Source organism: Psychrobacter sp. NPDC078631 (genome assembly GCF_050268165.1).
In the GTDB taxonomy this organism is placed as follows: Bacteria; Pseudomonadota; Gammaproteobacteria; order Pseudomonadales; family Moraxellaceae; genus Psychrobacter.
The window spans coordinates 1-23,820 of sequence record NZ_JBNNGG010000005.1; the positions used below are offsets into that span (position 1 = coordinate 1).

The window sequence follows — 23,820 nt, forward strand, 5'->3', positions numbered from 1 at the left end:
ACGGATTTGGGTATCGATAAAGCGCAACAGCTCATCGAGGAAGTGCTAAAGACTACCCGTCTTGGACTTTCAAGAGATAAGTAGCCTAAGAGCAGCAAGAGGGTAGTAGGTAATGACTGAGAATGGTGTGTTTTATTATGGTCAAGATAAGATTGATTATGAAGTCGTGCGTAAAGAAGCAACTTATAAAGAAAAGATAAATAAGCCTGAAAGCGACAAGCTGATTGCTAAAAAGGCTAAGCCTCGAAAAGTAGTCATTAAAGTACATCCTGATCAGCGTGTGGTTGCCACCGCACCTATCGATGCCAGCGAAGAAGTAATACATAACGCGATGATGAAGCGTGCTCGCTGGATATGGCAAAGCCTACAGGACTTTGCCAAGCAACAAGATCATGTATTGCCCAAACGTTATGTTAGCGGTGAAACCCAGTTTTATCTAGGCCGCCGTTACGTGTTAAAAGTGATAACCGATGCAGAAACTGCTGATGGGATAAACAGCACGGTGAAGCTCAGTCGCGGTAAATTGAATGTGGAATTGTCTCAAAGCGATTCTGAGTTGGACGCTGAAGAACGAGCTGTCTTAGTTAAACGTCTTATTGATGAATGGTATAGAAATAAATTTAGATCGATCTCTAGAGAGAGGCTTGAAGCCTTGATATATAAGGCTTCATGGGTGAAAAATAGTCCTTCAATAAAATTAATGACCATGAAAAAGCAGTGGGGAAGTTGCTCAACTAAAGGCAATTTAATACTCAATCCGCATTTAGCAAAAGCCTCAAAGGAGTGCATTGATTACGTGATACTACATGAGCTCTGCCATATCGCTGAGCATAATCATAGCGAGCACTTTTGGCGCTTATTAACACAAGTAATGCCAAACTGGAAAGAGGTGAAGGCTAGACTTGATGGTATGGCTGAGTTGTATTTGAATGAGTGAAGTTTGGAGCTAGAGAATTTAATGTTCTATTTTGGAAAAGTATTGAAGTACATAATGATCTACATTCCCAGACAAAATATTGAAAATTTACTTGAAAGAATGAATTAATCGTTCGATACTATTTTCTTACTTAATGAATGTAAGGAAAGTACGATGGGTAACCCATATGGTGACGAGCATGACGATGATGCTGAAGAATTAAATGATGCTGATCAACAAAAAGAAAATGATGAAATTCAAGAAATGGGTAAGCAAGGTTTGACTGATCAAGACTTTCCAAATGGTAGGCCACTTGGTACATTCAGTATTGGTAACACAAAAAAATAATGATCTTGCGGGTAGTTGTTTAAAACCTCACTTACAAGTGAGGTCTTTTTGTATGGGTCATTCCAGCTATGTGCGAGACTTTTTATATTCAGTTTTATAAATGACTATTTGGAAAATGGACAAATTAGTTTAAACTAAATAAGTAGATCATACCGCTCAAATAGACGCAATACACACTCTCTTTAACTAGATATAGTATCTTACTATGCCCGATCACTATCAAAGCCTTATCCTAAGCCTAACTCAACAGCCTACCGAACAAGAGTGGCTTGAGTTTAAGCATAACTTTCATAGCTCTGATGAGATTGGTAAGCGTATATCTGCGCTTGCCAATGGTGCTTGTTTATCTGGCAAGAAATTTGGCTATTTAGTGTTTGGCGTAGAGGATGGCACGCATAATATCGTTGGTACAAGCTTTAGCCCAAGGACAAAAAAAGCCAAAGGCAACGAAGACTTAGAGCATTGGCTGGTTAGCCGTTTAAGTCCTAAAATTCATTTTACAATTCATGAGTTGCAGATTGATGGTAAAGCGGTGGTGCTGTTCGAAATTCCAGCAGCCACAGATATGCCCATTAGCTTTTTACATGAGCCTTATATTCGTATTGGTAGCTTCACAAAACCACTTAAGCATTATCCTGATCAAAGCCGTAAGCTGTGGCAAAATCGAGCGGATGACTGGAGTGCCGAGATTTGCCATGAGGCAACGCTTGACGACCTTGATCCTAAAGCCATTGCTGTTGCTAGACAAGTCTTTGCTGATAAAAACAAACGTTTGGTTGAAGATATTCAAGAATGGGATGACATTACCTTTTTGAATAAAGCTAAAATTACCATTCGTGGTCAGATCACCAACACAGCCATTATTTTATTAGGACGTTATGAATCCACGTATTTCTTAAGCCCAGCGCAAGCGCATATTACTTGGATTCTAAAGGGCGTTGATGGTATTGAAAAAGACTATCAACATTTTGAACCACCGTTTTTGTTAGCCTTAGACGAGGTATATAACAAAATTCGCAATCTCAATTACCGCTACATGCCTGCTGGTACGCTGTTTCCTGAAGAGGTGCAGCAGTATGATCCCTATATCATCCGTGAAGCATTAAGTAATGCTATTGGTCATCAAGACTATCGTCTGGGCGGACGTATTACTATAGTTGAAAAAGAAGACTCAACACTGATTTTTCAAAACAGTGGTGAGTTTATGCCTAAGACCATCGAGAACGTCTTGCTACAAGATGCGCCTGAAGCGAGCTATCGTAATCCATTTTTGGTTAATGCCATGGTCAGTTTAAATATGATGGACACCATTGGTAGTGGCATCAAAAAAATGTATCAGATTCAGTACAAGCGTTTTTTCCCCTTACCAGATTATGACCTATCAGACAATATAGTGCGAGTGAAGTTCACTGGTAAAGTGCTTGATCAGGAGTACGCTAAGCAATTAGCGCAAGTTGATAACCTTGCATTACACGACATTATTGCACTAGATAAAGTACAAAAAGGGCAAGCAATCACTGAAAACGAAGCAGAAACGTTACGTAAAAAATCATTGATAGAAGGTCGTAAAAATAATTACATGATCGCCGCTGATGTTGCCAAGCATACTGAGCAGCAAGCTGAGTATATGCAAATGCGTGGTTTAAACGACGACTATTATGAAACTGCTATTTTAGAGTTCCTGAAACAATTTGAACAAGCCCAGCGTTCGGATTTCAATAAATTTTTATCTAACAAGCTTCCTGATATTCTAACGGATGAGCAGAAATTTCATAAAATAAAAAACCTACTTCAAAAAATGAAGAGGAAAAACCTCATCTATTTTGAAGATAAGGTTTGGAAATTGGTCTAAACTTAGACGAACTTAGACGAACTTAGACGAACTTAGACGAACTTAGACGAACAAGCCGCACTATACGGCTTGTTTTTACATTCCTGCTTAGTGGATCCGATCAGCCATCTTACTCTCAATCCAATCAGCCACCTCACTCTCAACCCATGCTACACGTCCCCTTGATAGCTTTACCTGAACAGGAAATGTTGGGTCGTAACGATCAGATTTTTCACTGAGCATCTCATAGATTGTAGTACTGCTAAGCGCTGTATAATGCATTACCTGCTTGAGCGGTAGCATGCGAGGTATCTGTAAAGTGCTAGCTGTTGATGCGTTTTGTTGTGTGTTCGCATTTAATAATTGCATGATTATCTCCTTTGTAAGTTAATGAGAATTTTTCTTCTCATACAGTTACGAAGTCCCATATTTTTTTACGGCATCCCATGTAGTCCCATGACAAGCCTTAGTTGAAGCAATAAAAAAAGGAGCTGATCATTCAGCTCCTCCTTATTCTGCATCTATAGCCCGATAGCGTTAGCTCACCGTTGTCACACTCTCCCTTAGACTTCTTTCAATATTACCGACATTGTAGGGAGCCATACCATTTTGTGATCTTCCTTGATGATTACTATTAGCCTCACATGCCTCTACGGGATAAAACTCTTCAGCCACATCGAGTAGACCATCGTTATCAACCTCAAAGCATGAATTCACATAACCTTGTTTGGCTGCTGCCTCTAATGCCGTTTGATCAAAGCCATGTTCGATCAGCTCCTTATCAATCGATTGTGCATCTTGTACCGCTTGTTTGAGTGTCACATCATCACGCAGCGTTAAATCCACAAAGTAAATCGGTGTGCGATAGCTTTGCGTGGTGCTTTTGCCACGTAGCGTGAGTTGCAGTGGTAGACACGACAGCGTATTACCTGATACTGCTGCAAAGTAGCTTAAGCGTGCTGCCAAGGTACGAATGCTGTTAAAGCCCGTAGTGCGAAAGATAAACGTACCCAGCTCATCGTCCTCAGACAAGTTCACGTACAGTCTGCCATACGGCTTACAAGCCCCGCCTTGCGCTAGTGGACAGCGATCAGGGGATGGACACGGTAATTGCTCGACACCATTATTGGTTCTGCGCTGACACTGTTCACCATCACCGACACATAGTGGACGACCGGTTTGTCTATCAAACAGCGTGTACTCAGCACGTAGGTTTAGCTCAGGATCATTAAACAGCATACGTACGGGTATTTGTCTCAGCTTGCCGTCATTCTTTTCGCGTAGCTTTGCATCAAGTGGGTGATTGATCCAGCCATCCTTGTTCTGAACTTGACTGGTAATGGTGAATTGATCGTCTTTGGCAGGTAAACGCTTGCCATCCTTTTGAATGACACGTCCAATGCTGATACGACCTAGAACTGGCGGGGTTATCGTTAGACCTTTAATCATGATGGTGTTCCTTATGTGTTTAATAAATTATGTTTGACCATAAAAAAGCTCACCTGTGCTAGGTGAGCAGTTATGCGCTTGCTTTGATTCATTAGCTTTGACTGTTTGATTGCTGCATTGATAATTGAATGATCTTCAGCTCAGTCATTAAGCACAACGAAGCGTCTGCTACCTTGCTTGGTTTTACTGAACTTGGCTAATAGCTCAGGATGCACTTTGATAACGGCTTTGTTATCTAGACCGACACTGTCTTTCGTGCGCTTCCATGAGATCGCGCCTTTATCAAACACAGCCACTTCATTATCAGCAATCAGCGTTTGCAGCTGATGCTTTACCTGATTATGACGCTCTTCTAGCTCTTGCATATAGTCACGGTAGCTAAGCAACTGCTCAAATAACTTATTGGCACCATCGTCATCTCTCAGATCAACCTTGCTTGACGGCTTAGGTGCGGGATAAAGCTGCTTTAAGGCCCGAGCTGCGGATTCACTATGATCAGGGGTTGGTGGCGTATCGGTTTCTACATATTGCCAGAAAAGACGCTCATGCTCGATGATGGACTCAATCAAGCGCTCATCACGCTCAACCTTGTAAATCTTGGCTTCGTGTCCACATAGCAGCACGCAGATATGAGCAGCTTGTTTACCTGTGATTGCCAGTTGATGCTGAACTTGGCACGTCACATACAACGGCACGCCATGCTTCCATAATTTAGCCCCATGTTCACCAGCAGTTTTACACTCTAGTATCTGCACCTCATCATTACCTGTAATGGCATAGTCTAGGTTAGCGAGTATAAAAGCTTTGTCAGAATCAGGATGCTGCAAGATGGCATTGACGCGGCGTACTTTGTTTCCTGTATGCTCTTGATAATACTTAGCCACCATCGGCTCAAGCGTATTGCCCCAGTACAAAGGTGAATAACCCTCGATGCTCTCATCGATGTTTGAGGTCATACGACCAGTCTTAATCATCCATAGCTCAAGCATTGATAAATACGGATGAATACCACAGGCGGCTGCGGCATCAGAGCTGCCAATGCCTTGCTTACGAAACTGTAGCCAGTCTTCACGGCTTAAGTCTTTAGTGTTGACCAAGCGCTTAGCAGTGGTTGATGTGTTCAGTTGGGTAGGTTTGTCAGCAGTATCGCTTTGCTTCGTTTTCACTACTGATGATTTAAACTTCACGGTGGCACGTTTGGCCTGTCTTGGCTGAGTAGAACTGTTTAATGCGATCATGTTCATGGCAAATTCCTTAGATAAATTGACTATTGGGATTCAATGAAGTAAGCGACATAAAAAACCACGCTCGAAGGCGTGGTTGATTGTATTGTCAGATTTTAAACGTGGCTGGTTAAGCCAGCATCAGTAAGGATTCCTCTAAACCCTTTTGTTTAAGCTTAGCGCCAGAGCCAAACCAAGCACCGTCTAATCGATGGTCTCTCGACATTGCCCTGCGTTCGTGATCGACGTATTCAGTGATGCTGCATAGCAGACCGTAAGCCGTGTCACGCGCTGAATCAAGATCTGCACCGCGACCTTGACCATTAAACATGTTCATCACTTGATTCATCGCCTTGGCATTGGGCACGGCGTCTTTCTCTTTCTTAGTGCTGTTAAATAAAATGAGGTCATTGTCCTGATCATTGAAGACACGGCTTAAATAATTGGCGGCCTCTACCTGAGTAACTCGGCGCTCAGATAACTGCTTCATCTCGTAGCTGTGCTCTTCCCACTGCTTCACCGACACGCCTAGTTGCTGCTTGACCTTTTTGGCATCAAAGGTAGTGCTATGCGGTACTTTCACTACGCCTCCGCTTCGGTTAGCTAAGCTAATAGCAAGCGTGTTATTACAGACCACACGGATCGATGTAAACTGTGCCGTGGTCGCTAGCGTGCCATCACAAGCGGTGGCAAGAAGCAAGTAGCCATTACTGACATCTTTACCTTTAAGTGTTGCTGACTGGCCTGTACGAGCCAACGCCCACATCTTACGACCGCCCTTTAAGATACCTGCGGTTTCCAGCTCAAAGTCAGACTGTTCCGTAAGATCACGATAGAATTCTAAAATCTCACGCGGCTGTACTTCTTGATAGCGTTGGCTGACCACCGATAGCGGCTCGAAGTTATCACTACGGTATAAAACCTTCTGCTCAGCAAAGGGCAAGATCAAATTATGCCCTTTGTTATCATTAGCCATGTAACTGACGTCTGAGGACTCAATACGCCAGTCCATACCGGCTTGCTTAGCCCAAACATCGATAGGCTGCTTAGGCGCAAGCTCGTTACCTAAGCCATGCCAAGGGGTTTCGCCAACGTATGCCATTGTTTCGATTAAGTGTGCCATATGAATATTCCTTTTAGATTTAATTATGAGTATTAGCTATATGTGTGCTTTAGATGGTGAAGGTTCTTGAGCAGGTATTGCAGGTATAAGTGGGCTTTGCTGTCAAAACGAGTAAGGGTGGCTGTTGTAGCTTGTCTTTAGCTAAGCTGATTGCAGAGGCAAGGGCTGTACCTACGACCACACCGATTGCTGAATTGATTTTGTAATACCTACAGATACTCGCACCAAGACCTGATAGAGCAGATTGTGAGCACAGTTGCTCAAAGATATTAAAGGGACTGTCAGTATCCGTATTGCTCGTCACCCTTGATGAATGACAGTAAGGACAGATCGTTTGCATATAAGCTCCTTAAATTAAGCGCATAAAAAAAGGCCTGCGATTAAGCAGACCTTTAGTTAGGGTGGATGGGGTTTAAACGGTCAGAAAAGCATAGCTATCTGACTGCTCTCATAGGAATACTATATATCCGAGATTATTTTGATATGGGCGGTAGGCCTCTACGTTTTTTTGTACGATAAATACCATGACCAAAGGTACGCATGTTTGGTAACCAAAGTTTAAGTTGCTGCTCACTCTTGCTTGGCTTCGTTAGGTATAAAGCTGAAGCTATAGCGTTTTCGACTTCCTGAGGGTTATCACGATGAATCATGCCGATACCTAGTTTGCCATGTTGCCTATACTGCTGCTTACGTTCTTTATCGTGATAGCTATAGTATTCGCCTAGACCAGCGGTTACCTCCTTCCATTTTTCGCCCACCTCTTTAGCCAAGTACCAATCGTTCTGTCGCTCTGAGCCATCATATATAAGTAGTAAATGACAGTGCAACCCGCCCTCGATACCGCCTTGTTCTAAAGCCCAAGCATTGCCTTGCAAATGCTCAAAGCACGTCTTTTTATTACCGATAAGCTCACGGAACTTGCTCATGTGAAAGTCAAAGTCTTCGATAGATACATGATGACTGGTCTGCTGTGCGTACTTTAGGTCGATGCGGATAAATAGCAGTTTTGAGTAATGAGTGGTCAGATTACCTACGTAATTCGCTAAATTGTTTCTATTTTGCGACTCCTGATAGCTGAACGTGATGCGTTCACGCTCAATGTCATTTCTATAGCATGACAGCATGTTGATAAAATGTTGTGTTTTATCATGATCCCAAATGACATTAACGGGATATGAATCACCAACGATAGCGTTGGTGCTATGAACAAATGCGACAACCGGCTGTGAATAGAATAGCTCAGTATTTAAGTGTGTCATGAACGGATAATACAATTCGTTCAGTTGATTTATAATCTCGTTAAAACAGATGGTGTTCGCTAGTATATCTGTAACCAGACTATGGACGTTTGCAGCAACTAGCGGTTGGTTTAGGTGTGAGTAAGACATTATGGTACTCCTATGAAGTTAGTTTCATAGGGTGGGATCAGTCCGTATTTTTATAATGTTAGTCGCTGAGAGATGAGCTCTCAGCAATAGAATAAATGACTACTGGAGTATTAATAATATACATAACCCATTAAGGATCAGCTGCCGGAAAGCAGCTGTATTTCAGCTAACGTTGAAGAATCGCACGCTAAGTAATTTCAAATTGCTGTGTGCTACAGGTGGTTTCTTGGGATGGAGTTAGCTAAACAAAGCGACAAATTATACTGAACAATTTTCCGCTGTAATATTTTAACACAGGTAGAGACCACAAATTTTTAAAGCTATTTATTCTGATTTATAACTAGGCTTGATAAGCATGTTTTCGCTATTGAACTAGCACTTTCGATTAAAGCTGTTAGTTCTTATATCTAGTAAATTCTAACTTAGTAATTACTTAGATTCATCTACGCTAATTTAGTATAGACTGGCAACATTCATCGCTGTAGCTAACCATCCCATTATTTAATAGACAGTAAAATATAGACTCTAATCGTAAGGTACTATATATTAGCTATAGATGAATAATATTACCTAGTTTTAAGGTTTCCATGGATTTATTGCTAGAAATAAACTAGAAAAAGCATAGTATAAAACCTAATAAAAACTAGGTTTTATACTATGCTTTTTCTATAATATTTTATGAGGAAATGACATGATGGATGGACAATTAACTATGCTTCCCGACAACCAGAACTATCCATTTGATCAAGCATCAATGATGTACAGTCAATCGCAACTCTTGAAATTAATGACAGATGACTACATCAAAGAGATAAAATCTGGTAGGAGAAAAATTGAAGAATTTTACAAAAGCCTGAATAGATTGAGCGCTCATGACGCAAGATCACTACTATTTATAGAGAATAATTTATTAGGCAATAGTTGGGAAAATTTAGAGTATGATGATGATGACTATAAGAACTTACTGATTAGTCATCTTAAGAATTGGCAGATGCCTGTTGAAAGATACAACTTTTTAATTCAATGTAAAGCTCAAAATCAAGTACCTGAAAAATATCTTGAATGGTTTCAAAATGATTTACGTTGCTCGCTTTTCTTGACAAGTCTAGTTGGTCATTCATTGAGTGCTGAAGCTTACAAAGGCAGATATGAACTTATAGATGGTATAACTAATTTATTACGCTATGACATTATTAGTTTTAATAGCAATGTAAATACTGGCCTAGACTATTCGGAAAAAATATCAAGAGGTGGGGATTGGCGAGTTTCATACTTATTATCATTTAAATCCACGTACCTAAAAGGGCGCACTCAGCATAAGGAATTAAGATGGCTTGATGTTTCTAACCATGAACAGATCGAGTGGGCGTATGATTATCTTGAAAAGAATAAACACATTATTCTCGAAGGTGTGTTTTTCCCTGAGACCATTGAGGAAAAATATGAGCTTATATTAGCAAGTTTAGATAGGCTTTCTAATATTGAAAGTGACGATATTGGAACTGAAAAGAATAAGGGTTATTCTCCACGAAGCTATGTTTTATTTAGTATTAAGAAGGCATGGGATGGGCAAAAGCAATATGATTCTAAGAGTAAAATGAGCGATGGCATTATAAAAATATATAAGAAAAATCAGGCTAAGTTAGACGAGCTCACAAAGAAAAATAAGATGACAGCAAATAAACTGATAAATAAATACATTGAAGACGTTCATAAGAAAATGTTGTCCCCAAACGACCAAAGTGAGAAGCAAGTTTTTGAGCACTATGAAGAATATAAAGCCGACGAAAAGTATATGAACATATCGTCAACAGAGGAGGTGCTACCTGACTCAAATTCAACTAAGCCAGCAATAGAAATTACATCTCCTATAGATAAGAAAAAAAATCACCATAATGTAAATGTTAAGCCTCGTAGAAACAACGTCTTTGAGAAGCCACCTTGCTGATTAAGGCTTAATTTTTATTAGATAATGATAATTGTATCTCTTCAGTGCTTAAACCTTTATCTATTAACGCTTGTATCAGAGCTTCGCTGTCCATATCTGACAGTGATGCTTTTTTATGCTCATTTAGCGACTTTTCAATCTGCTGCCGTGCTGTCTGAAAGTCAACGACTTTGCCTGTGTCCCTAAGCAGGTCTAAAAAGTCTGCCCAAACTTGCATAATCTTACGGCGCTCTTCTAAGTGTTGCGCGTGGTTATAAACCGCGCGAATGCTACTTTTCTTATCATGGGCCATTTGCTTTTCGATCGCATCGCCCATGTAGCCAAGTTCGTTCAGATTGGTTGAAGCGATGTGTCGAAAGCCATGTCCTGTCTGTTTACCAGCATACCCTAGTATATCTAGCGCGTTATTGATGAATTCTTCGCTATACGGCTGATGCATGCCCGTGTGATAGAAAACATATTCATATTGCCCTGTGATGGCTTTCATCTCTTCTAGCACTGCGAGCATTTGATCTGATAGTGGTACGACATGCTTACGCGCAATTTTAAGATTGTCGATATCAACACGCCATAAACGGTTAGCAAAATCAATGTGTGACCATTTCATCATACGTAGCTCAATGGTGCGACAAAATGAATAGGCTAAGAATTTCATACCCAATCTAGTTTGGTCGTGACCATGATAACCTTCGATAGCTTGTAGTAGGGCAGGTAGCTCATTAATATCTACATGCTTCATGTGCTGACTTTTGGCTTTAGGGTAAAGTGCTTTTAGATCGTCGATTGGGTTTTGCTCAATGATACGTTCACGTTTGGCACGTTTTAAAACATTAGCAACCAAATCAATGGTGCGTCTGGTGACCTCACGTGGTGGTTCCCCTCTATTGTTTACTCGCTTCTCAATCTCATCTGCCATCGATCGGCAATCTTCAAAGCTTACATTTTTTAAAGCAATACCTTCAAAGTTTGGTAACACATCTTTATGCATGCGGTTGTAGTCTTGCTTATAGGTAAGTGACTTTACGTTACGCTTGCGTTCAGCTAGCCAATCTAATGCGTAGTCATTGAATTTCTGCGCGTGGATATTAGCCAGTTTATCTTGACGCTTTTTAACTTTTGGATCTATGCCTTTAGCTAATAGCATTTTGATATCAGTATTCGCTTGTCTTGCCTCAGAAAGAGACATAAGAGGATAAGTACCAAGGGTTATATTTTTCTGCTGACCATTAAAGCGATATGCATTTATCCAAGTTTTAGTACCTGAACTACGTACCAGTAACTGCAAACCTTGTTGATCACTATATTTGTCTGGACAAGAAGGGGTGCATTTATCAGTGGGCTTAAGCTTACGAATTTTGGTATCAGTCAACTTCATGTTGGTCTATTCCTTGTACCTACGAGCTATACATTTAAAGCGTTAAGGCAATTATGTTGGTCTAAGTCGTATAAATCTAGATCGAATGTTGGTCTAATTACGATGTATATGAATAATAGACCAAAGAATAGACCAACACAAGCAACGTGATAGGTGGGTCGCATTGGGTAGAACTGGGAAAATAGCAGGCATAAAAAAAACGCTAGACGCGTTATTTATAAAGGGTTTTCTTGGTATATGTGTGGAATTGGGGCAAGGTGGGAAAACTAAGATTTCACAAGATTGGCGGTGAAGGAGGGATTCGAACCCTCGATACGCTATGAACGTATACACACTTTCCAGGCGTGCGGTTTCAGCCACTCACCCACTTCACCGTTTTTTGAACGCCTAAGTATAGCGGATACCATTTAAAATGTCACGACTTGCGCGCTATCTTTCTTTATTGGCAAGCGCCTGCTAGGATAGCAAGTATGTAACGGCAAGTATAAATGGTTGAAAGTTGAATGATAAGTTTTAGTAGGCTTAAGTACGGATGTAAGAATAGTGCGATGATGGCAGTATTGCTTGTCGCGACGGGTATTACCCAAGCGCACGCTGATGATTTGACCCAATGTAGCCAGTCTTTTTATGGGGGTGTTTATCCTGAATTTACCAATACCAAGCTAAAAAAAGACACACAAGCACTATGCATGGATGGCTTTGCGGTGATGTACTCAGGGGTATCGCGTACACCGCTATGGTCAGCAGAATATCTCGATCGCACACGTCTGCAACAAGCTAAACAGATCGATCGTGAAGATAGCTTTCATGAAGAAAGTAAGCTACCAAAGTCAGCACGAGCCTCATTATCTGATTATTCAGGCTCTGGCTATGATCGAGGACATTTGGCACCCAATGCCAATATGGCCAATCGCAGCCAGCAGTACGATAGTTTTAGTTTAGCCAATATTGCCCCGCAGTCACCACGTAATAATCGCTATATTTGGCGTAATATTGAATCTGCTACTCGGTATTTAACGCAGCAATACGGTGAGGTGTATACCATCACAGGTGTGGCATTTACTGATAAAAAAACCAAGCAGCTCGCTAACCGTGTCCTTGTGCCTAGCCATTTCTTCAAAGCGGTATATATCCCAGCAACCAATCAAGCAGGCGTGTATTACGCTCCAAATGATGAGTCAGAACGCATCGATGTGATTAGTATCGATGAGCTGAACACTGAGATTGGCATCGATGTATTACCTATGCTAGATAGTCAGTCCAAATCTCAAGCGTTTGATTTACCATTGAAGGCAGGTGAGAGCTCAGATACACCTGAGGCACCAGTGGAGGAGCCTGAGTGGATGCTGTTTGTCTGGGCTATTTTAGAGTGGTTAATTGCACAGTTGCAGGCTTAATTTGGCAGTAAGCCCCTAAAATAGCCACATTTCGAAAAATATAAAATGTTACTGACAATAAGGATAATTAAATGATTGAGCCATTCGCCAACGACCATCAAAGCATGCAGATTGGTGATCTTGTCATTGAAAATCAAAAAGACAAGATTATTATATATGGTGATATTGATCTCACTTTTGACGAGTTAGGATACGAGCAAGCCCAACAGCTACATGAGCTGTCGGGGAAAATCGTACAAGCATTTGCAGATGAAAATCTATATAGTAAGAACGATGCTAAGTCAAAGGAAAAGGATGACCAATTAGATAAAGATATTGACAATCCTTTCCTATAAGTCTTTGATATGGTTTTATTTTTACAGAAATAAGAAACTGTAAAAAAATTACTAGGCAAAACCTAAAAATTGCTTATAATGAGTTAAGACATCGCTTGTGTCGCTCGAATCTTTAACCAAAAGCTTATAAGTTGTCATGGTAACTATCATTTAAAAAGGTCGAAACCGTAAAGCTCGTAATGAAAGGTTCTAGCAAAGGATAAGCATAGGACAACAGAAACATAACGTTTCGAGTAATCATTGTATGAAGGGAGTCAATCTATGAAATTATTTACAAAGACCACTTTAGCAGTTGCTGGTATTGGTATTGCTAGCATGGCATTCGCCGCTGACCCATTAGCCAACACTACTTGGCAGACATATGATGATGGTGAACCAAAAGGTACGGTAAAAATCACTGAGTCAAATGGTGTTCTGACCGGTACTCTTGTTGCTGCCAATACTGCGAAAGGCAAAAAGCACGTTGGTACGACCATTATTAGAGGTCTAAAAGCTGACGGTGGTGGTAAATATAGTGGTGGTACGATTACTGATCCAGCAAAAGGTAAAGACTATCGCATGACTGCAAGCTTAAGCGGCAACACATTAAAGCTAAAAGGCTATATCGGGCCATTCTCTCGTAGCCAAGAGTGGAAAAAGAAATAAACTAGAAAGTTAGTCTTAGTTTAATATATAAAATCCCGCGTTACCGAAAGGCCTCGCGGGATTTTTACGTTTTAGATTTGAACTTATATTTCATATCTTCAATAGGGGAGATCTTTAAACACTAAAATTATAAGCGCCGATACTACAGTGGGTAGTATCAGCGCATTTGACAGCAATCTTTAGCTTACTTAAAAGGAGCTTATCTTATAAATTCTGGGTAAGCTTCCATACCACATTCTGCAATATCAGCACCTTCGTACTCGTCTTCTTCAGAGATACGTAGACCGATAACTAGCTTGATGATAGACCAAACCACTAGGCTGGCAACGAATACCCAAGCAAAGATGGTTGCAGCACCCACAATCTGACCGATAAAGGTAGATGCTGGGTTAGTGATAGGTACAATTAGCAGACCAAATAGACCAACAACACCATGAACTGAGATTGCACCAACTGGATCATCAATCTTGATTTTGTCTAAGGCTAAGATAGATAGCACTACAATGATACCGGCGATAACACCAAAGATAGTAGCTTGTAATGCAGAAGGCGTTGAAGGCTCAGCAGTAATGGCTACTAGACCAGCTAGTGCACCGTTTAGGAGCATGGTTAGATCCGCTTTACCAAAGATGATGCGAGCTAAGATCAAGGCACCGACAGCACCACCAGCAGCAGCAGCATTAGTGTTCAAGAATACCATTGCAACAGCATTAGCACTAGCGATGTCGCCTAATTTAAGCACTGAACCACCGTTGAAACCGAACCAACCCATCCACAAGATTAGTGTACCGAGTGCCGCTAATGGTAGGTTAGCACCAGGAATAGCACGTATCTCACCGTTAGGGCCATATTTACCTTTACGTGAGCCTAATAGTAGTACACCTGCTAGAGCTGCTGCAGCACCTGCCATATGCACAATACCAGAGCCTGCAAAGTCAGAGAAGCCCATGTCGCCTAGGTTAAATAGACCAAAGACATCGTTGCCGCCCCATGTCCAACTACCTTCTAATGGGTAGATAACCCCAGTCATGACCACAGCGAACAATAAGAATGACCATAGCTTCATGCGCTCAGCAACAGCACCTGATACGATTGACATACAGGTTGCTACAAAGACCACTTGGAAGAAAAAGTCTGATGCGGCAGAGTAGACAGAGTCGCCACCGAAGCCGTTTTCAGCAGAGGCTGCTAGGGCGTCTTCTACTAACGTATCACCGCCTGCAATTCCGCTTAAGAATAGATCGCCACCATACATAATCGCATAGCCGCATACCATATACATGATACTAGCCGTTGCAAATAGTGCGACGTTTTTGGTTAAGATTTCGACTGTATTTTTTGATCGGACCAGTCCGGCCTCTAACATAGTGAAGCCTGCTGCCATCCACATGACCAACGCACCACATATCAAAAAGTAAAACGTATCGAGCGCATATTGGAGCTCAAAGATTTGACTTTCCATTTAAATTCCCCCTTGAATTTATAATATAGATATCGGCATTACCGATAGATAAAAATGCTGTAAGAGTCTGTACCTATAAGTTTATGCCCGTAGGTAGGTCTTCAAATTTAGATAGCGTCAGGTCCCGTTTCACCCGTACGGATGCGGATAACTTGCTCAAGTGCAGTGACAAAAATCTTACCATCACCAATCTTACCAGTGCTAGCGATACGAGTGATTGCCTCGATAGCAGGCTCAACCATCTCGTCGATCACAGCGACTTCGACTTTTACTTTAGGTAAAAAGTCCACCACGTATTCTGCGCCGCGATAGAGCTCTGTATGACCTTTTTGACGACCGAAACCTTTGACTTCAGTGACAGTGACACCTTTAACACCGATGTCAGAAAGCGCTTCACGCACGTCGTCGAGCTTAAACGGTTTTAAGATCGCAGTGATTAGCTTCATAAAAAATTCCTTATTTGTGTGATGCCGCAGATTGATAGAAGTACTATGGTGCATCATCATATCTCTGCCTTGCTTACTGTAAGTTATTCAAGAACCGTGCCAACCTACTCAAGGGGGGAGGTAGAATTGGCGTTATTCATTAAAAAGTAATGACAGTAGTAACATAGAGTATGGGCTACGATGCAACGATTAGAGCCATCGCTACAAGCATAATAAAGGTGAATCAATCTTTAGCGTTTGGCTAACGAAAACTTTATTATAACCAACTTTTTGAGTGCTTGGGGAGGCTATCCCTTTATTTCATGTGACGATTTGCTAACTTGAGTTTGGTCGTTAGCTTGGCCGTTTCATGTATGCGTATCAAAGATGAATGGCGGGAAGGTAGAGAGAAAATAGAGATAAGCGGCAGAGCCTAACATAGTAGTCAGACCCCTGCGCCTAGGTAGATAAAGGGCTTGGACGTGTTTATATATACGTCGTTAGGCTTTAGGAAATAATAGATAAGGGGTTTTTGTGCTGACCAATAGCTTTTTTGTATCGCTACCTTGTAGTAATTCGCGTAGACGAGATTGGCCAAAAGCCCCAGTCATAAGTAAACCGATATCATGCTGATTTTGATAGTAGTTCAAAGCTGCTGCAACATCACGGCAGTCAAGCAATGTCTTTTTGGATTTGATACCCGCCTGTTTGAGTTTGGCGTAGGCTTCACGCAAAGCATCACAGTTATCAGAAGTTTCCTTGCCAACCATCACAATATGAACCGTTAGTGCACGCACCAGTGGCGTTTTACACAGCCAATTTAGTAGTTTATGGCACGTTGGACTGTTATCAAACGCGAATAAAGCGGTAGTAGGGGGCAAAAATGGTGCATGTGTCACCAAAATGGGGCAGTGACTGACTCGAATGAGTTGGCTCAGTGTTGATTTGCAGGTGACATGATGACCTATAACGATCATTTGTGCTTTGTCATCGACGTAATCAATGCTCTGATTGAGGTTCTCATGACGATGCAATGTATATGTCTTTAGCTTATGGCGTTGCTGCTCACAATACGAGGTTGCTTGAGATAATAGCAATCGGCCCTGTGCTTTTAGCTCACAGTTGCTCAGATGTTCTTTAGATGTGAACTGTTCGAGTAACGCATTTTCGTCATCAATATTGAGGCAACCAGAGTAATTAATAGCGGCTTTTTGCTGCAAGCTTGGCATTGAGTGCAATAAGCCAACAGGCGCGCGCAGGCGAATAGAAGCCCACATACTGGCCTCTAGTACCGCTTGAACATGATCAGGACAGTCCAAGCAAGCAATCACACTATCTGGTTTTAAATTACTCATAAAACGACCACATCATTTTAGTAATAAAAATCTGCTATTTCAGTTTAGGGTTGGCGTATGAAAAATACATCCAACCCTTTTACCAATATAACTGTCTATTAATATCCGATACATTAGCCATAGACTAAGAATATAGCCACATGGCAACCGCGTAGATTCGCTTAGCAGTTTCGCTTAGTCTAACAAGCCAATGTCTCGGCGGTCATGAACAGAGAAGCGATCAATCAGTGTTCGACTCGCATTGTTGAGTCCTACCACTTTGACATCAATACCTTCACGTTGCAAGCGCATCACTAGCTTGTCCAAGGTATCAACAGCGCTGACATCCCAAAAATGCGCTTGGCTTACATCAATCTGAATACTATCTACAGCTTCTTTGGTATCGAAACTATGCAAAAACTGGGTGGTAGAGGCAAAGAATACCTGCCCTTGAACATAATAGTAACGGGTATTGCTGCTGTCATCATATTCACTAAAGATGGTTAGGAACTGACCAATTTTATTAGCAAATGCTAAAGCAGACAGTAAAACACCTACGCCGACACCGTAAGCTAAGTTGTGAGTAAAGACGGTAGTCAATACAGTCGCTAGCATAACGATATTAAATGACATTGGATGCGTCTTAAACTCGCGAATAGATTGCCAGTTAAACGTACCAATCGATACCATAATCATCACTGCAACTAGGGCTGCCATTGGAATTTGACTGACCCACTCACTTAAGAACACGACCATAATCAGAAGGACGACGCCGGCCATCAAGGTAGATAGACGCGTACGCCCACCCGATTTGACGTTGATCATTGACTGACCAATCATCGCACAGCCTGCCATACCACCAAAGAAACCTGATACGACGTTAGCCATACCTTGACCACGACATTCTTTGTTTTTATCACTTGGTGTATCGGTCAGTTCATCGACGATCGTTGCTGTCATCATAGACTCTAAAAGACCGACGATGGCAAGCGCGATAGAATACGGTGCAATAATCAGCAAGGTATTTAGGTTTAATGGAATATCAGGCAACAAGAATACTGGCAATGAATCTGGCAAATCACCCATGCTACCAACGTTGCGAATGTCAAGATTCATATACATTGCAACAGCAGTCAAACCTACGATACAAATAAGCGGTGAAGGAACGATGCGACCGATTTTAGGGATAAGTGGAAACAGATAAATAATCGCCAAACCAGCTGCCGTCATGATATAAACAGTCATGCCAACACGCTCAGTCATTGGGTTCAATTCTGGTAATTGCGCAGCAAAAATCAATATTGCTAGGGCGTTAACGAAACCGATAACCACTGAGCGAGAAACAAAGCGCATCAGATTACCAAGTTTTAGAATGCCCATCACGACCTGAATGGCACCGCAAAGCAAAGTTGCGGCAAGCAAATATTGCAGTCCATGGTCAGCAACCAAGTCGACCATGACCAGTGCCATAGCGCCAGTCGCCGCCGAAATCATACCCGGACGACCACCGACAAAACTGATCACTACCGCGATACAAAATGAGGCGTATAAGCCAACCTTTGGATCGACACCAGCGATAATAGAAAAGGCAATGGCTTCTGGAATAAGGGCTAGGGCTACAACCAAACCCGATAAAACGTCACCGCGAACATTGGAAAACCACTCGTCACGCAAGTTATCAATAAAAGATGTCATAAGTAAACTACATAGGGTTAGAGGCAAAAAAAGTAATCATTACTCATTTATAAAATGATCGCGTCGCTAATAATAGCTATTCATTTTTCTTTTACTTCAACATGCACTAGGTCATGTTGCTGTGTTGGATTGTGAGAAACTAATAACCGAGGTATCTAACTAATAACCAAGATATCTAACTAATAACTAAGGTATCTACTGATTTTTTTGGTATCAAAAATACGCTCATCAATAATCAATACGATGATAAGGGCAGTAAATTACCTAAAAATATTTTTTAAAAGATTGCTTAAAATAGGCGACTAGATAGATGTACCTACAATAATATATAGAGTCAGCAATCACTTGCTGTAGTAGAAGGTGATATATCACTCGTCAAATTATCAAAATTGTCTGATACGCCCTTATTACAACAAGAATCGTTGATAAAGAGGCGTGACAATCGCGCGATAAATCTGACAACATGCTAAACTAAAATGCTTGAGCAATGTGCTCAGCAAAATACTGATAAATATTAATCAAGCTGACTATTATAGCATTAGCCACTTAATATAAAAACAGGCGAATAATAGCATAAACTCATAAAAAATCAGTACCGAGATCTGAACGATGGCGTTAAGATGCTGCATATCTTAGCAGCGCAGATTAGAGTCGCTATACAGCAGGTTTATTTGATACAACTTTTCTCGTTTATATAGAAGGAATAGATATGACCACTAATACAGCAACAGAAGCCTTACTTCATAAGGGTAGTGGTCTACAAGTCGTGGTGGGTTTGGGGCAGTCTGGATTGTCAGTCGCGCATTATCTGGCCAAGCAAGGCTATCAAGTCGCAGTCACTGATGCTCAAGTTACCCCTAAATTGGCCGATCAGTTGCCAGCCGAGATAGATATTCGTCAGTTTGGTGAGATAGATGCCGATTTATTGCAACAAGCCGCACGTATTATTATTAGCCCAGGTATTTCTCTTGAAACTGCCGCTGTGGCTGCTGCTCGCCAAGCCAATATTCCTGTAGTTAGTGATATTCAACTGTTCTGTGAAGCGTGTACTGCACCCATCGTAGCGATTACAGGCTCTAACGCTAAAAGTACAGTCACTACGTTAGTTGGTCAAATGGCGGCAGATGCTGGCGTTAACGTGGGTGTCGGTGGCAATATCGGTGTACCAGCTTTAACATTGCTAGATAATTCTGATATGGAACTTGCGGTGCTTGAGCTGTCTAGCTTTCAATTAGAAACCGTCACTAACTTGGGCGCAAAAGTAGCGACTGTGCTCAATATGTCGCCTGATCATTTAGATCGTCATGGAGATATGCTTGGCTACCATCAAGCCAAACACCGTATCTTCCAAGGTGCCAAGTCGGTAATGATTAACCGCGAAGATGCACTTACTCGTCCATTGGTCGCAGACAACCTACCGAGAATTAGTACGGGTATTCATGCCCCTGATAAAGGTCAGTATGGTCTGATTACCGACACAGAAGGCCAAACTTATCTTGCTCGTGGTACAGAACGATTACTGTCGGCAGACAAACTGTTGATTAAAGGTCGTCATAATCTACTGAATGCGCAAGCGGCTCTAGCACTTGGTGAACTGGCAGGATTACCGCTAGAGAGTATGCTAACCACTTTGCAGCAGTTCACAGGTCTTGAACACCGCTGCCAATATGTGGCCAACGCTGCTGGTATTGATTATTTCAATGATTCTAAAGGCACCAATATTGGTTCGACCATGGCCGCTATCGAAGGCTTAGGTGCAGTCTATGCGCCAAAAGACGGTAAGCTATTATTGATCTTAGGCGGGCAAGGTAAAGGGCAACAGTTTGGTGAATTAACGCCTTTTATCAATCGATACGTGAGCCAAGTCTTGTTCATTGGTGAAGATGGTCAGCAGATTGAACAACATCTAAGAGCTGCGAAATTGAGTGATGATGTCGCACTACATCAGTGTCAGACACTAGAGAATGCATTTGCGACTATTCAACAAGTCACTACCAGTAGTTTATCGCAAGTACAGGCTGTATTGTTGTCACCTGCCTGTGCCAGCTTTGACCAATATAGTGGTTATGCGGCTCGCGGTGAGCACTTTAGCCAACTGGTTAATCAATTAGACACCGCTCAATCAGAAGCTTGATAGGTAGTCGAATATATTAAGCAGCTATATAGGTTGGCATAGCAGACGTCTACTCTCTAGCAACAGCCAGTATTTTCTGGATAAATGATTGTTTTGCTTATAGATTGCTGCTACTGTCAAGCATATAATCTTGATTACTGAAATAGGTGCTAGCTAAGGCGTTTGCCGATGGTTACAGGTTTTCTATCACAATCTATTTAGTACGATTTATTTTATGATTTTTTAAACGGTGGCGTTTCATAGACGCCGTGTTTTTTCGTTTGTTAGTGTATATAAAATTATGGCGCTCTCTTCTTTTTTTCGTTCCTCGCCCCAAACCAAGCAAACCTCTGGCTCAGATGGTGTTCTGTCTATGCCATCAGCGCGCGCAATTTTGTTATCAAGCGTCGGCTGTATGATGGTGCTTAGTCTGCTAATGGTTGCTTCTGCTTCTATCCCTTTTGCGCTTAGCCGCGGTATGACTGAGCTGTATTTTTTCAAAAACCAGCTGTTATATATGACGATTGGTTTAATTGTTGCGGTTATTCCTTATTATGGCGTTTCTTTACGCACACTATATAAGACCGAGACCCAGTTTGCTTTGCTGGGCATCACGGGGTTGTTGCTTGTTGCCACATTGTTTAGCACACCAATTAATGGCTCTAAACGCTGGCTCACAGTAGGCGGCTTTAATTTTCAGGTAGCTGAGTTAGCCAAACTGGTCATGATTGTGTTTGTATCTGACTTTGTGGTGCGGCGATCTTTTGAAGTTCGTAATGGCCTAGATGGTTTCTTACGAATTATGTTGGTAGTGGCGCTGATAACGATACTGCTATTGTCGCAGCCAGATTTTGGTTCTTTTGTCGTCATTATTGGTACGCTGTTCGCGATTTTTTATATCGCTGGGGCGCCTTACAAGCATTTCTTAGCATTGGGTGCTGCTGCTGTTGGCGGGGCTGTCTTGATGGTGACTACGGCCGAGTACCGATTGGTGCGTGTGATGTCGTTTATGGATCCATTTGACGATGTGCAGGATACCGATTATCAGCTGGCACGTAGTTTGATCGCCTTTGGTCGTGGGCAGTTCACGGGTGTCGGCTATGGCGAAAGTGTACAGAAACTGTCGCATTTGCCTGAGGCACATACGGATTTTTTATTAGCCATTACAGGTGAAGAGTTAGGGTTTGTCGGTGTCAGCATGGTACTGATACTTGAAGCGTTGATCATCGGTAGTGCGATGCGGATCAGTTACAACGCGCTGAAACGTCGTCAAATGCGCATGAGCTATACTGCTTTCGGTATTGGTGTGGTGTTTATTGCCCAGACGATTATTAACGCTGCGATGAACATGGGTGCCATCCCAACCAAAGGTCTCACTATGCCGTTCTTTAGTTATGGTGGATCGTCTATGTTGATTAGCTTGGTTATGGTCGCGCTATTATTGAAGATATATAAAGAAAGCCCTGAAATAGAAAAAAGCCAATGCCGTTATTACTAATAGGCTCTATATATAATAGTCTCTGCATAGATTCAGAGTTTCGGTATATAGCATCTAGCATCTAGCATCTAGCATTATTGCAATAAAAGCGTCACTAATAGTGGCGCTTTTTATTGTCTATGTTATGACTTTTGATGGAATAACTCTCATTAATAAGACAAATTTAACTGCTGCTTACCTTGTAGCGGGGTGTTATCCCATTGCGCAATGGCTTGTTTGAGCATGTTTTCTGGGGTGTCGATATCGACCTTTGCTTGCTGTAGTAGTGATAGAGCTTCAACAATAAGTTGACTCGGGTCTGATGTGTCGATTGGTTGAGCAAGGTTTTGCTTAGAGAGCTTTTGGCCGTCAGCATTATTGATCAATGGCAAATGATACCATCGGTCAATAGTGGGTAGGCGCGCGGCTTGCATGATACCGATTTGCGCCGTCGTCATAGGTAGGATATCAAGACCACGCATGATATGAGTAACCTGCTGTAGACCATCATCGAGACTGGCTGCCAGTATATAATTAATCATACCGTCTTGGCGGCGAGCAACCATATCACCTAACGTCTGCTGCGGATTATCCCACTGCAATCCTTGAATACCGTCATTGAATCCAATCCGATAATCTGGTAGCTGAATACGTAGCTTATGCTGCTGTCTATCAAGGTCAGTTGCCACACAGCGACGCGGATACCGCTGTCTATTTGGTTGTACTTGGTCAATTGATGAAACTTGTTCGTCTAACGATGTCTGGTCGGTCAGCGCAGCTAAGCTGGCAGGACTATGGTTTCTACTTATCTCTTCTTGCGCCCAGTACTGCTCTAAGTCTTTACGGGAGCATTGGCAGCCATAGGTCAACGGCCCTAGATATGATGATAGATAATCGTTGTAGATATCAATGCGCTCAGACTGATAAATAACATCACCATCCCAATGCAATCCAAGTGCCTCAAGATCCATCAAAATTTGCTCAGTGAACTGTCTATCACAGCGTTCAGTATCGGTATCTTCCATACGCAACAGCCACTTACCACCGATTGATTTGATATGGCAAAAGCTGGCAAGCGCAGTGGTTAAAGAGCCGAGATGTAACTCACCCGTTGGTGAAGGCGCAAAGCGGCCAATAGGCTGTGATATTGTCGTTTGAGTTGGCATGGCGGTAGGCATTGTTTTCAAAATAAATGGCTGTCTATAAGAGGTAATAAAGATAGAATAATAAATATAAGTATCAAAAGATATTCATTAAATGAGATTGTTTTGTTAGTCATGTCATTATTCAGGCGATTGTATTTATCAGAGTAAAGTCAGAAACGCAGCAAAATAGT

General features: G+C 41.8%; 21 protein-coding genes and 1 tRNA gene. 9 read left to right on the top strand and 13 right to left on the bottom strand.

Annotation, left to right across the window (positions count from 1 at the left end):
- Positions 1-112 precede the first annotated feature (112 nt).
- The 3 genes from ACQKCP_RS11735 to ACQKCP_RS11745 all read left to right on the top strand — a co-directional run bounded on the left by ACQKCP_RS11735 (position 113) and on the right by ACQKCP_RS11745 (position 3,116).
- Positions 113-937 (top strand): M48 family metallopeptidase, encoded by an 825-nt coding sequence (locus ACQKCP_RS11735; RefSeq protein ID WP_427612437.1) that lies wholly within the window; start codon positions 113-115, stop codon positions 935-937.
- Positions 938-1,090: 153 nt separating this feature from the next.
- Positions 1,091-1,264 (top strand): hypothetical protein, encoded by a 174-nt coding sequence (locus ACQKCP_RS11740; protein WP_427612438.1) that lies wholly within the window; start codon positions 1,091-1,093, stop codon positions 1,262-1,264.
- Between the two features lie 205 nt (positions 1,265-1,469).
- Positions 1,470-3,116, top strand: coding sequence for an RNA-binding domain-containing protein (locus ACQKCP_RS11745; protein WP_427612439.1), 1,647 nt, complete (start codon positions 1,470-1,472; stop codon positions 3,114-3,116).
- Positions 3,117-3,203: 87 nt separating this feature from the next.
- Here ACQKCP_RS11745 and ACQKCP_RS11750 read toward each other — a convergent pair whose 3' ends face one another.
- The 6 genes from ACQKCP_RS11750 to ACQKCP_RS11775 form a co-directional block, all read right to left on the bottom strand.
- Complete coding sequence (locus ACQKCP_RS11750; protein WP_427612440.1) at positions 3,204-3,464, bottom strand: helix-turn-helix transcriptional regulator; 261 nt, start codon at positions 3,462-3,464, stop codon at positions 3,204-3,206.
- A 168-nt stretch (positions 3,465-3,632) separates the two neighbouring features.
- Positions 3,633-4,544 carry a hydrolase or metal-binding protein gene (locus ACQKCP_RS11755; RefSeq protein WP_427612441.1) on the bottom strand — a complete coding sequence of 304 codons (912 nt, stop codon included), beginning with the start codon at positions 4,542-4,544 and terminating at the stop codon, positions 3,633-3,635.
- 140 nt (positions 4,545-4,684) lie between these two features.
- Complete coding sequence (locus tag ACQKCP_RS11760; protein WP_427612442.1) at positions 4,685-5,788, bottom strand: YqaJ viral recombinase family protein; 1,104 nt, start codon at positions 5,786-5,788, stop codon at positions 4,685-4,687.
- Between the two features lie 109 nt (positions 5,789-5,897).
- Positions 5,898-6,890 (bottom strand): DUF932 domain-containing protein, encoded by a 993-nt coding sequence (locus ACQKCP_RS11765; RefSeq protein WP_427612443.1) that lies wholly within the window; start codon positions 6,888-6,890, stop codon positions 5,898-5,900.
- A gap of 49 nt (positions 6,891-6,939) precedes the next feature.
- Complete coding sequence (locus tag ACQKCP_RS11770) at positions 6,940-7,230, bottom strand: hypothetical protein (RefSeq protein WP_427612444.1); 291 nt, start codon at positions 7,228-7,230, stop codon at positions 6,940-6,942.
- A 133-nt stretch (positions 7,231-7,363) separates the two neighbouring features.
- A complete protein-coding gene (locus ACQKCP_RS11775) occupies positions 7,364-8,278 on the bottom strand; it encodes a YagK/YfjJ domain-containing protein (protein WP_427612445.1) in 915 nt (304 codons plus the stop codon).
- Between the two features lie 691 nt (positions 8,279-8,969).
- Here ACQKCP_RS11775 and ACQKCP_RS11780 point away from each other — a divergent pair.
- Complete coding sequence (locus ACQKCP_RS11780) at positions 8,970-10,226, top strand: hypothetical protein (RefSeq protein ID WP_427612446.1); 1,257 nt, start codon at positions 8,970-8,972, stop codon at positions 10,224-10,226.
- 7 nt (positions 10,227-10,233) lie between these two features.
- Here the strand turns inward: ACQKCP_RS11780 and ACQKCP_RS11785 are convergent, their stop codons facing one another.
- Together ACQKCP_RS11785 and ACQKCP_RS11790 are read right to left on the bottom strand one after the other, a co-directional pair.
- Positions 10,234-11,601, bottom strand: coding sequence for a tyrosine-type recombinase/integrase (locus ACQKCP_RS11785; RefSeq protein WP_427612447.1), 1,368 nt, complete (start codon positions 11,599-11,601; stop codon positions 10,234-10,236).
- Positions 11,602-11,884: 283 nt separating this feature from the next.
- A tRNA-Ser gene (locus tag ACQKCP_RS11790) sits at positions 11,885-11,975 on the bottom strand.
- Between the two features lie 174 nt (positions 11,976-12,149).
- Between ACQKCP_RS11790 and ACQKCP_RS11795 the strand changes: the two genes are divergently transcribed.
- From ACQKCP_RS11795 to ACQKCP_RS11805, 3 genes are all read left to right on the top strand, one after another.
- Positions 12,150-12,998 carry a DNA/RNA non-specific endonuclease gene (locus tag ACQKCP_RS11795; RefSeq protein WP_427612448.1) on the top strand — a complete coding sequence of 283 codons (849 nt, stop codon included), beginning with the start codon at positions 12,150-12,152 and terminating at the stop codon, positions 12,996-12,998.
- A 71-nt stretch (positions 12,999-13,069) separates the two neighbouring features.
- Positions 13,070-13,333, top strand: a complete 264-nt coding sequence (locus ACQKCP_RS11800) for a hypothetical protein (protein ID WP_427612449.1) — start codon at positions 13,070-13,072, stop codon at positions 13,331-13,333.
- Between the two features lie 261 nt (positions 13,334-13,594).
- Positions 13,595-13,978 (top strand): DUF2147 domain-containing protein, encoded by a 384-nt coding sequence (locus ACQKCP_RS11805; protein WP_427612450.1) that lies wholly within the window; start codon positions 13,595-13,597, stop codon positions 13,976-13,978.
- A gap of 199 nt (positions 13,979-14,177) precedes the next feature.
- Here the strand turns inward: ACQKCP_RS11805 and ACQKCP_RS11810 are convergent, their stop codons facing one another.
- From ACQKCP_RS11810 to ACQKCP_RS11825, 4 genes are all read right to left on the bottom strand, one after another.
- The gene (locus ACQKCP_RS11810) at positions 14,178-15,440 is read right to left on the bottom strand and encodes an ammonium transporter (RefSeq protein WP_427612451.1); all 1,263 of its coding nucleotides are present in this window, start codon (positions 15,438-15,440) and stop codon (positions 14,178-14,180) included.
- 107 nt (positions 15,441-15,547) lie between these two features.
- Positions 15,548-15,886, bottom strand: a complete 339-nt coding sequence (locus ACQKCP_RS11815; protein ID WP_010197981.1) for a P-II family nitrogen regulator — start codon at positions 15,884-15,886, stop codon at positions 15,548-15,550.
- A gap of 479 nt (positions 15,887-16,365) precedes the next feature.
- A complete protein-coding gene (locus ACQKCP_RS11820) occupies positions 16,366-17,220 on the bottom strand; it encodes a universal stress protein (RefSeq protein ID WP_057762029.1) in 855 nt (284 codons plus the stop codon).
- 174 nt (positions 17,221-17,394) lie between these two features.
- Entirely contained in the window at positions 17,395-18,894 is a 1,500-nt protein-coding gene (locus ACQKCP_RS11825) for a SulP family inorganic anion transporter (RefSeq protein WP_057762027.1), read from the bottom strand.
- Positions 18,895-19,603: 709 nt separating this feature from the next.
- Here ACQKCP_RS11825 and murD point away from each other — a divergent pair.
- Together murD and ACQKCP_RS11835 are read left to right on the top strand one after the other, a co-directional pair.
- Positions 19,604-21,028: a UDP-N-acetylmuramoyl-L-alanine--D-glutamate ligase gene (gene murD / locus ACQKCP_RS11830; protein ID WP_427612452.1), complete on the top strand. Its 1,425-nt coding sequence runs from the start codon at positions 19,604-19,606 to the stop codon at positions 21,026-21,028.
- A 280-nt stretch (positions 21,029-21,308) separates the two neighbouring features.
- Positions 21,309-22,505 (top strand): FtsW/RodA/SpoVE family cell cycle protein, encoded by a 1,197-nt coding sequence (locus ACQKCP_RS11835; protein WP_182176715.1) that lies wholly within the window; start codon positions 21,309-21,311, stop codon positions 22,503-22,505.
- Between the two features lie 149 nt (positions 22,506-22,654).
- On the opposite strand, the gene gluQRS is transcribed toward ACQKCP_RS11835, so the two are convergent.
- Positions 22,655-23,650 (bottom strand): tRNA glutamyl-Q(34) synthetase GluQRS, encoded by a 996-nt coding sequence (gene gluQRS, locus ACQKCP_RS11840; RefSeq protein WP_427612453.1) that lies wholly within the window; start codon positions 23,648-23,650, stop codon positions 22,655-22,657.
- Positions 23,651-23,820 lie beyond the last annotated feature (170 nt).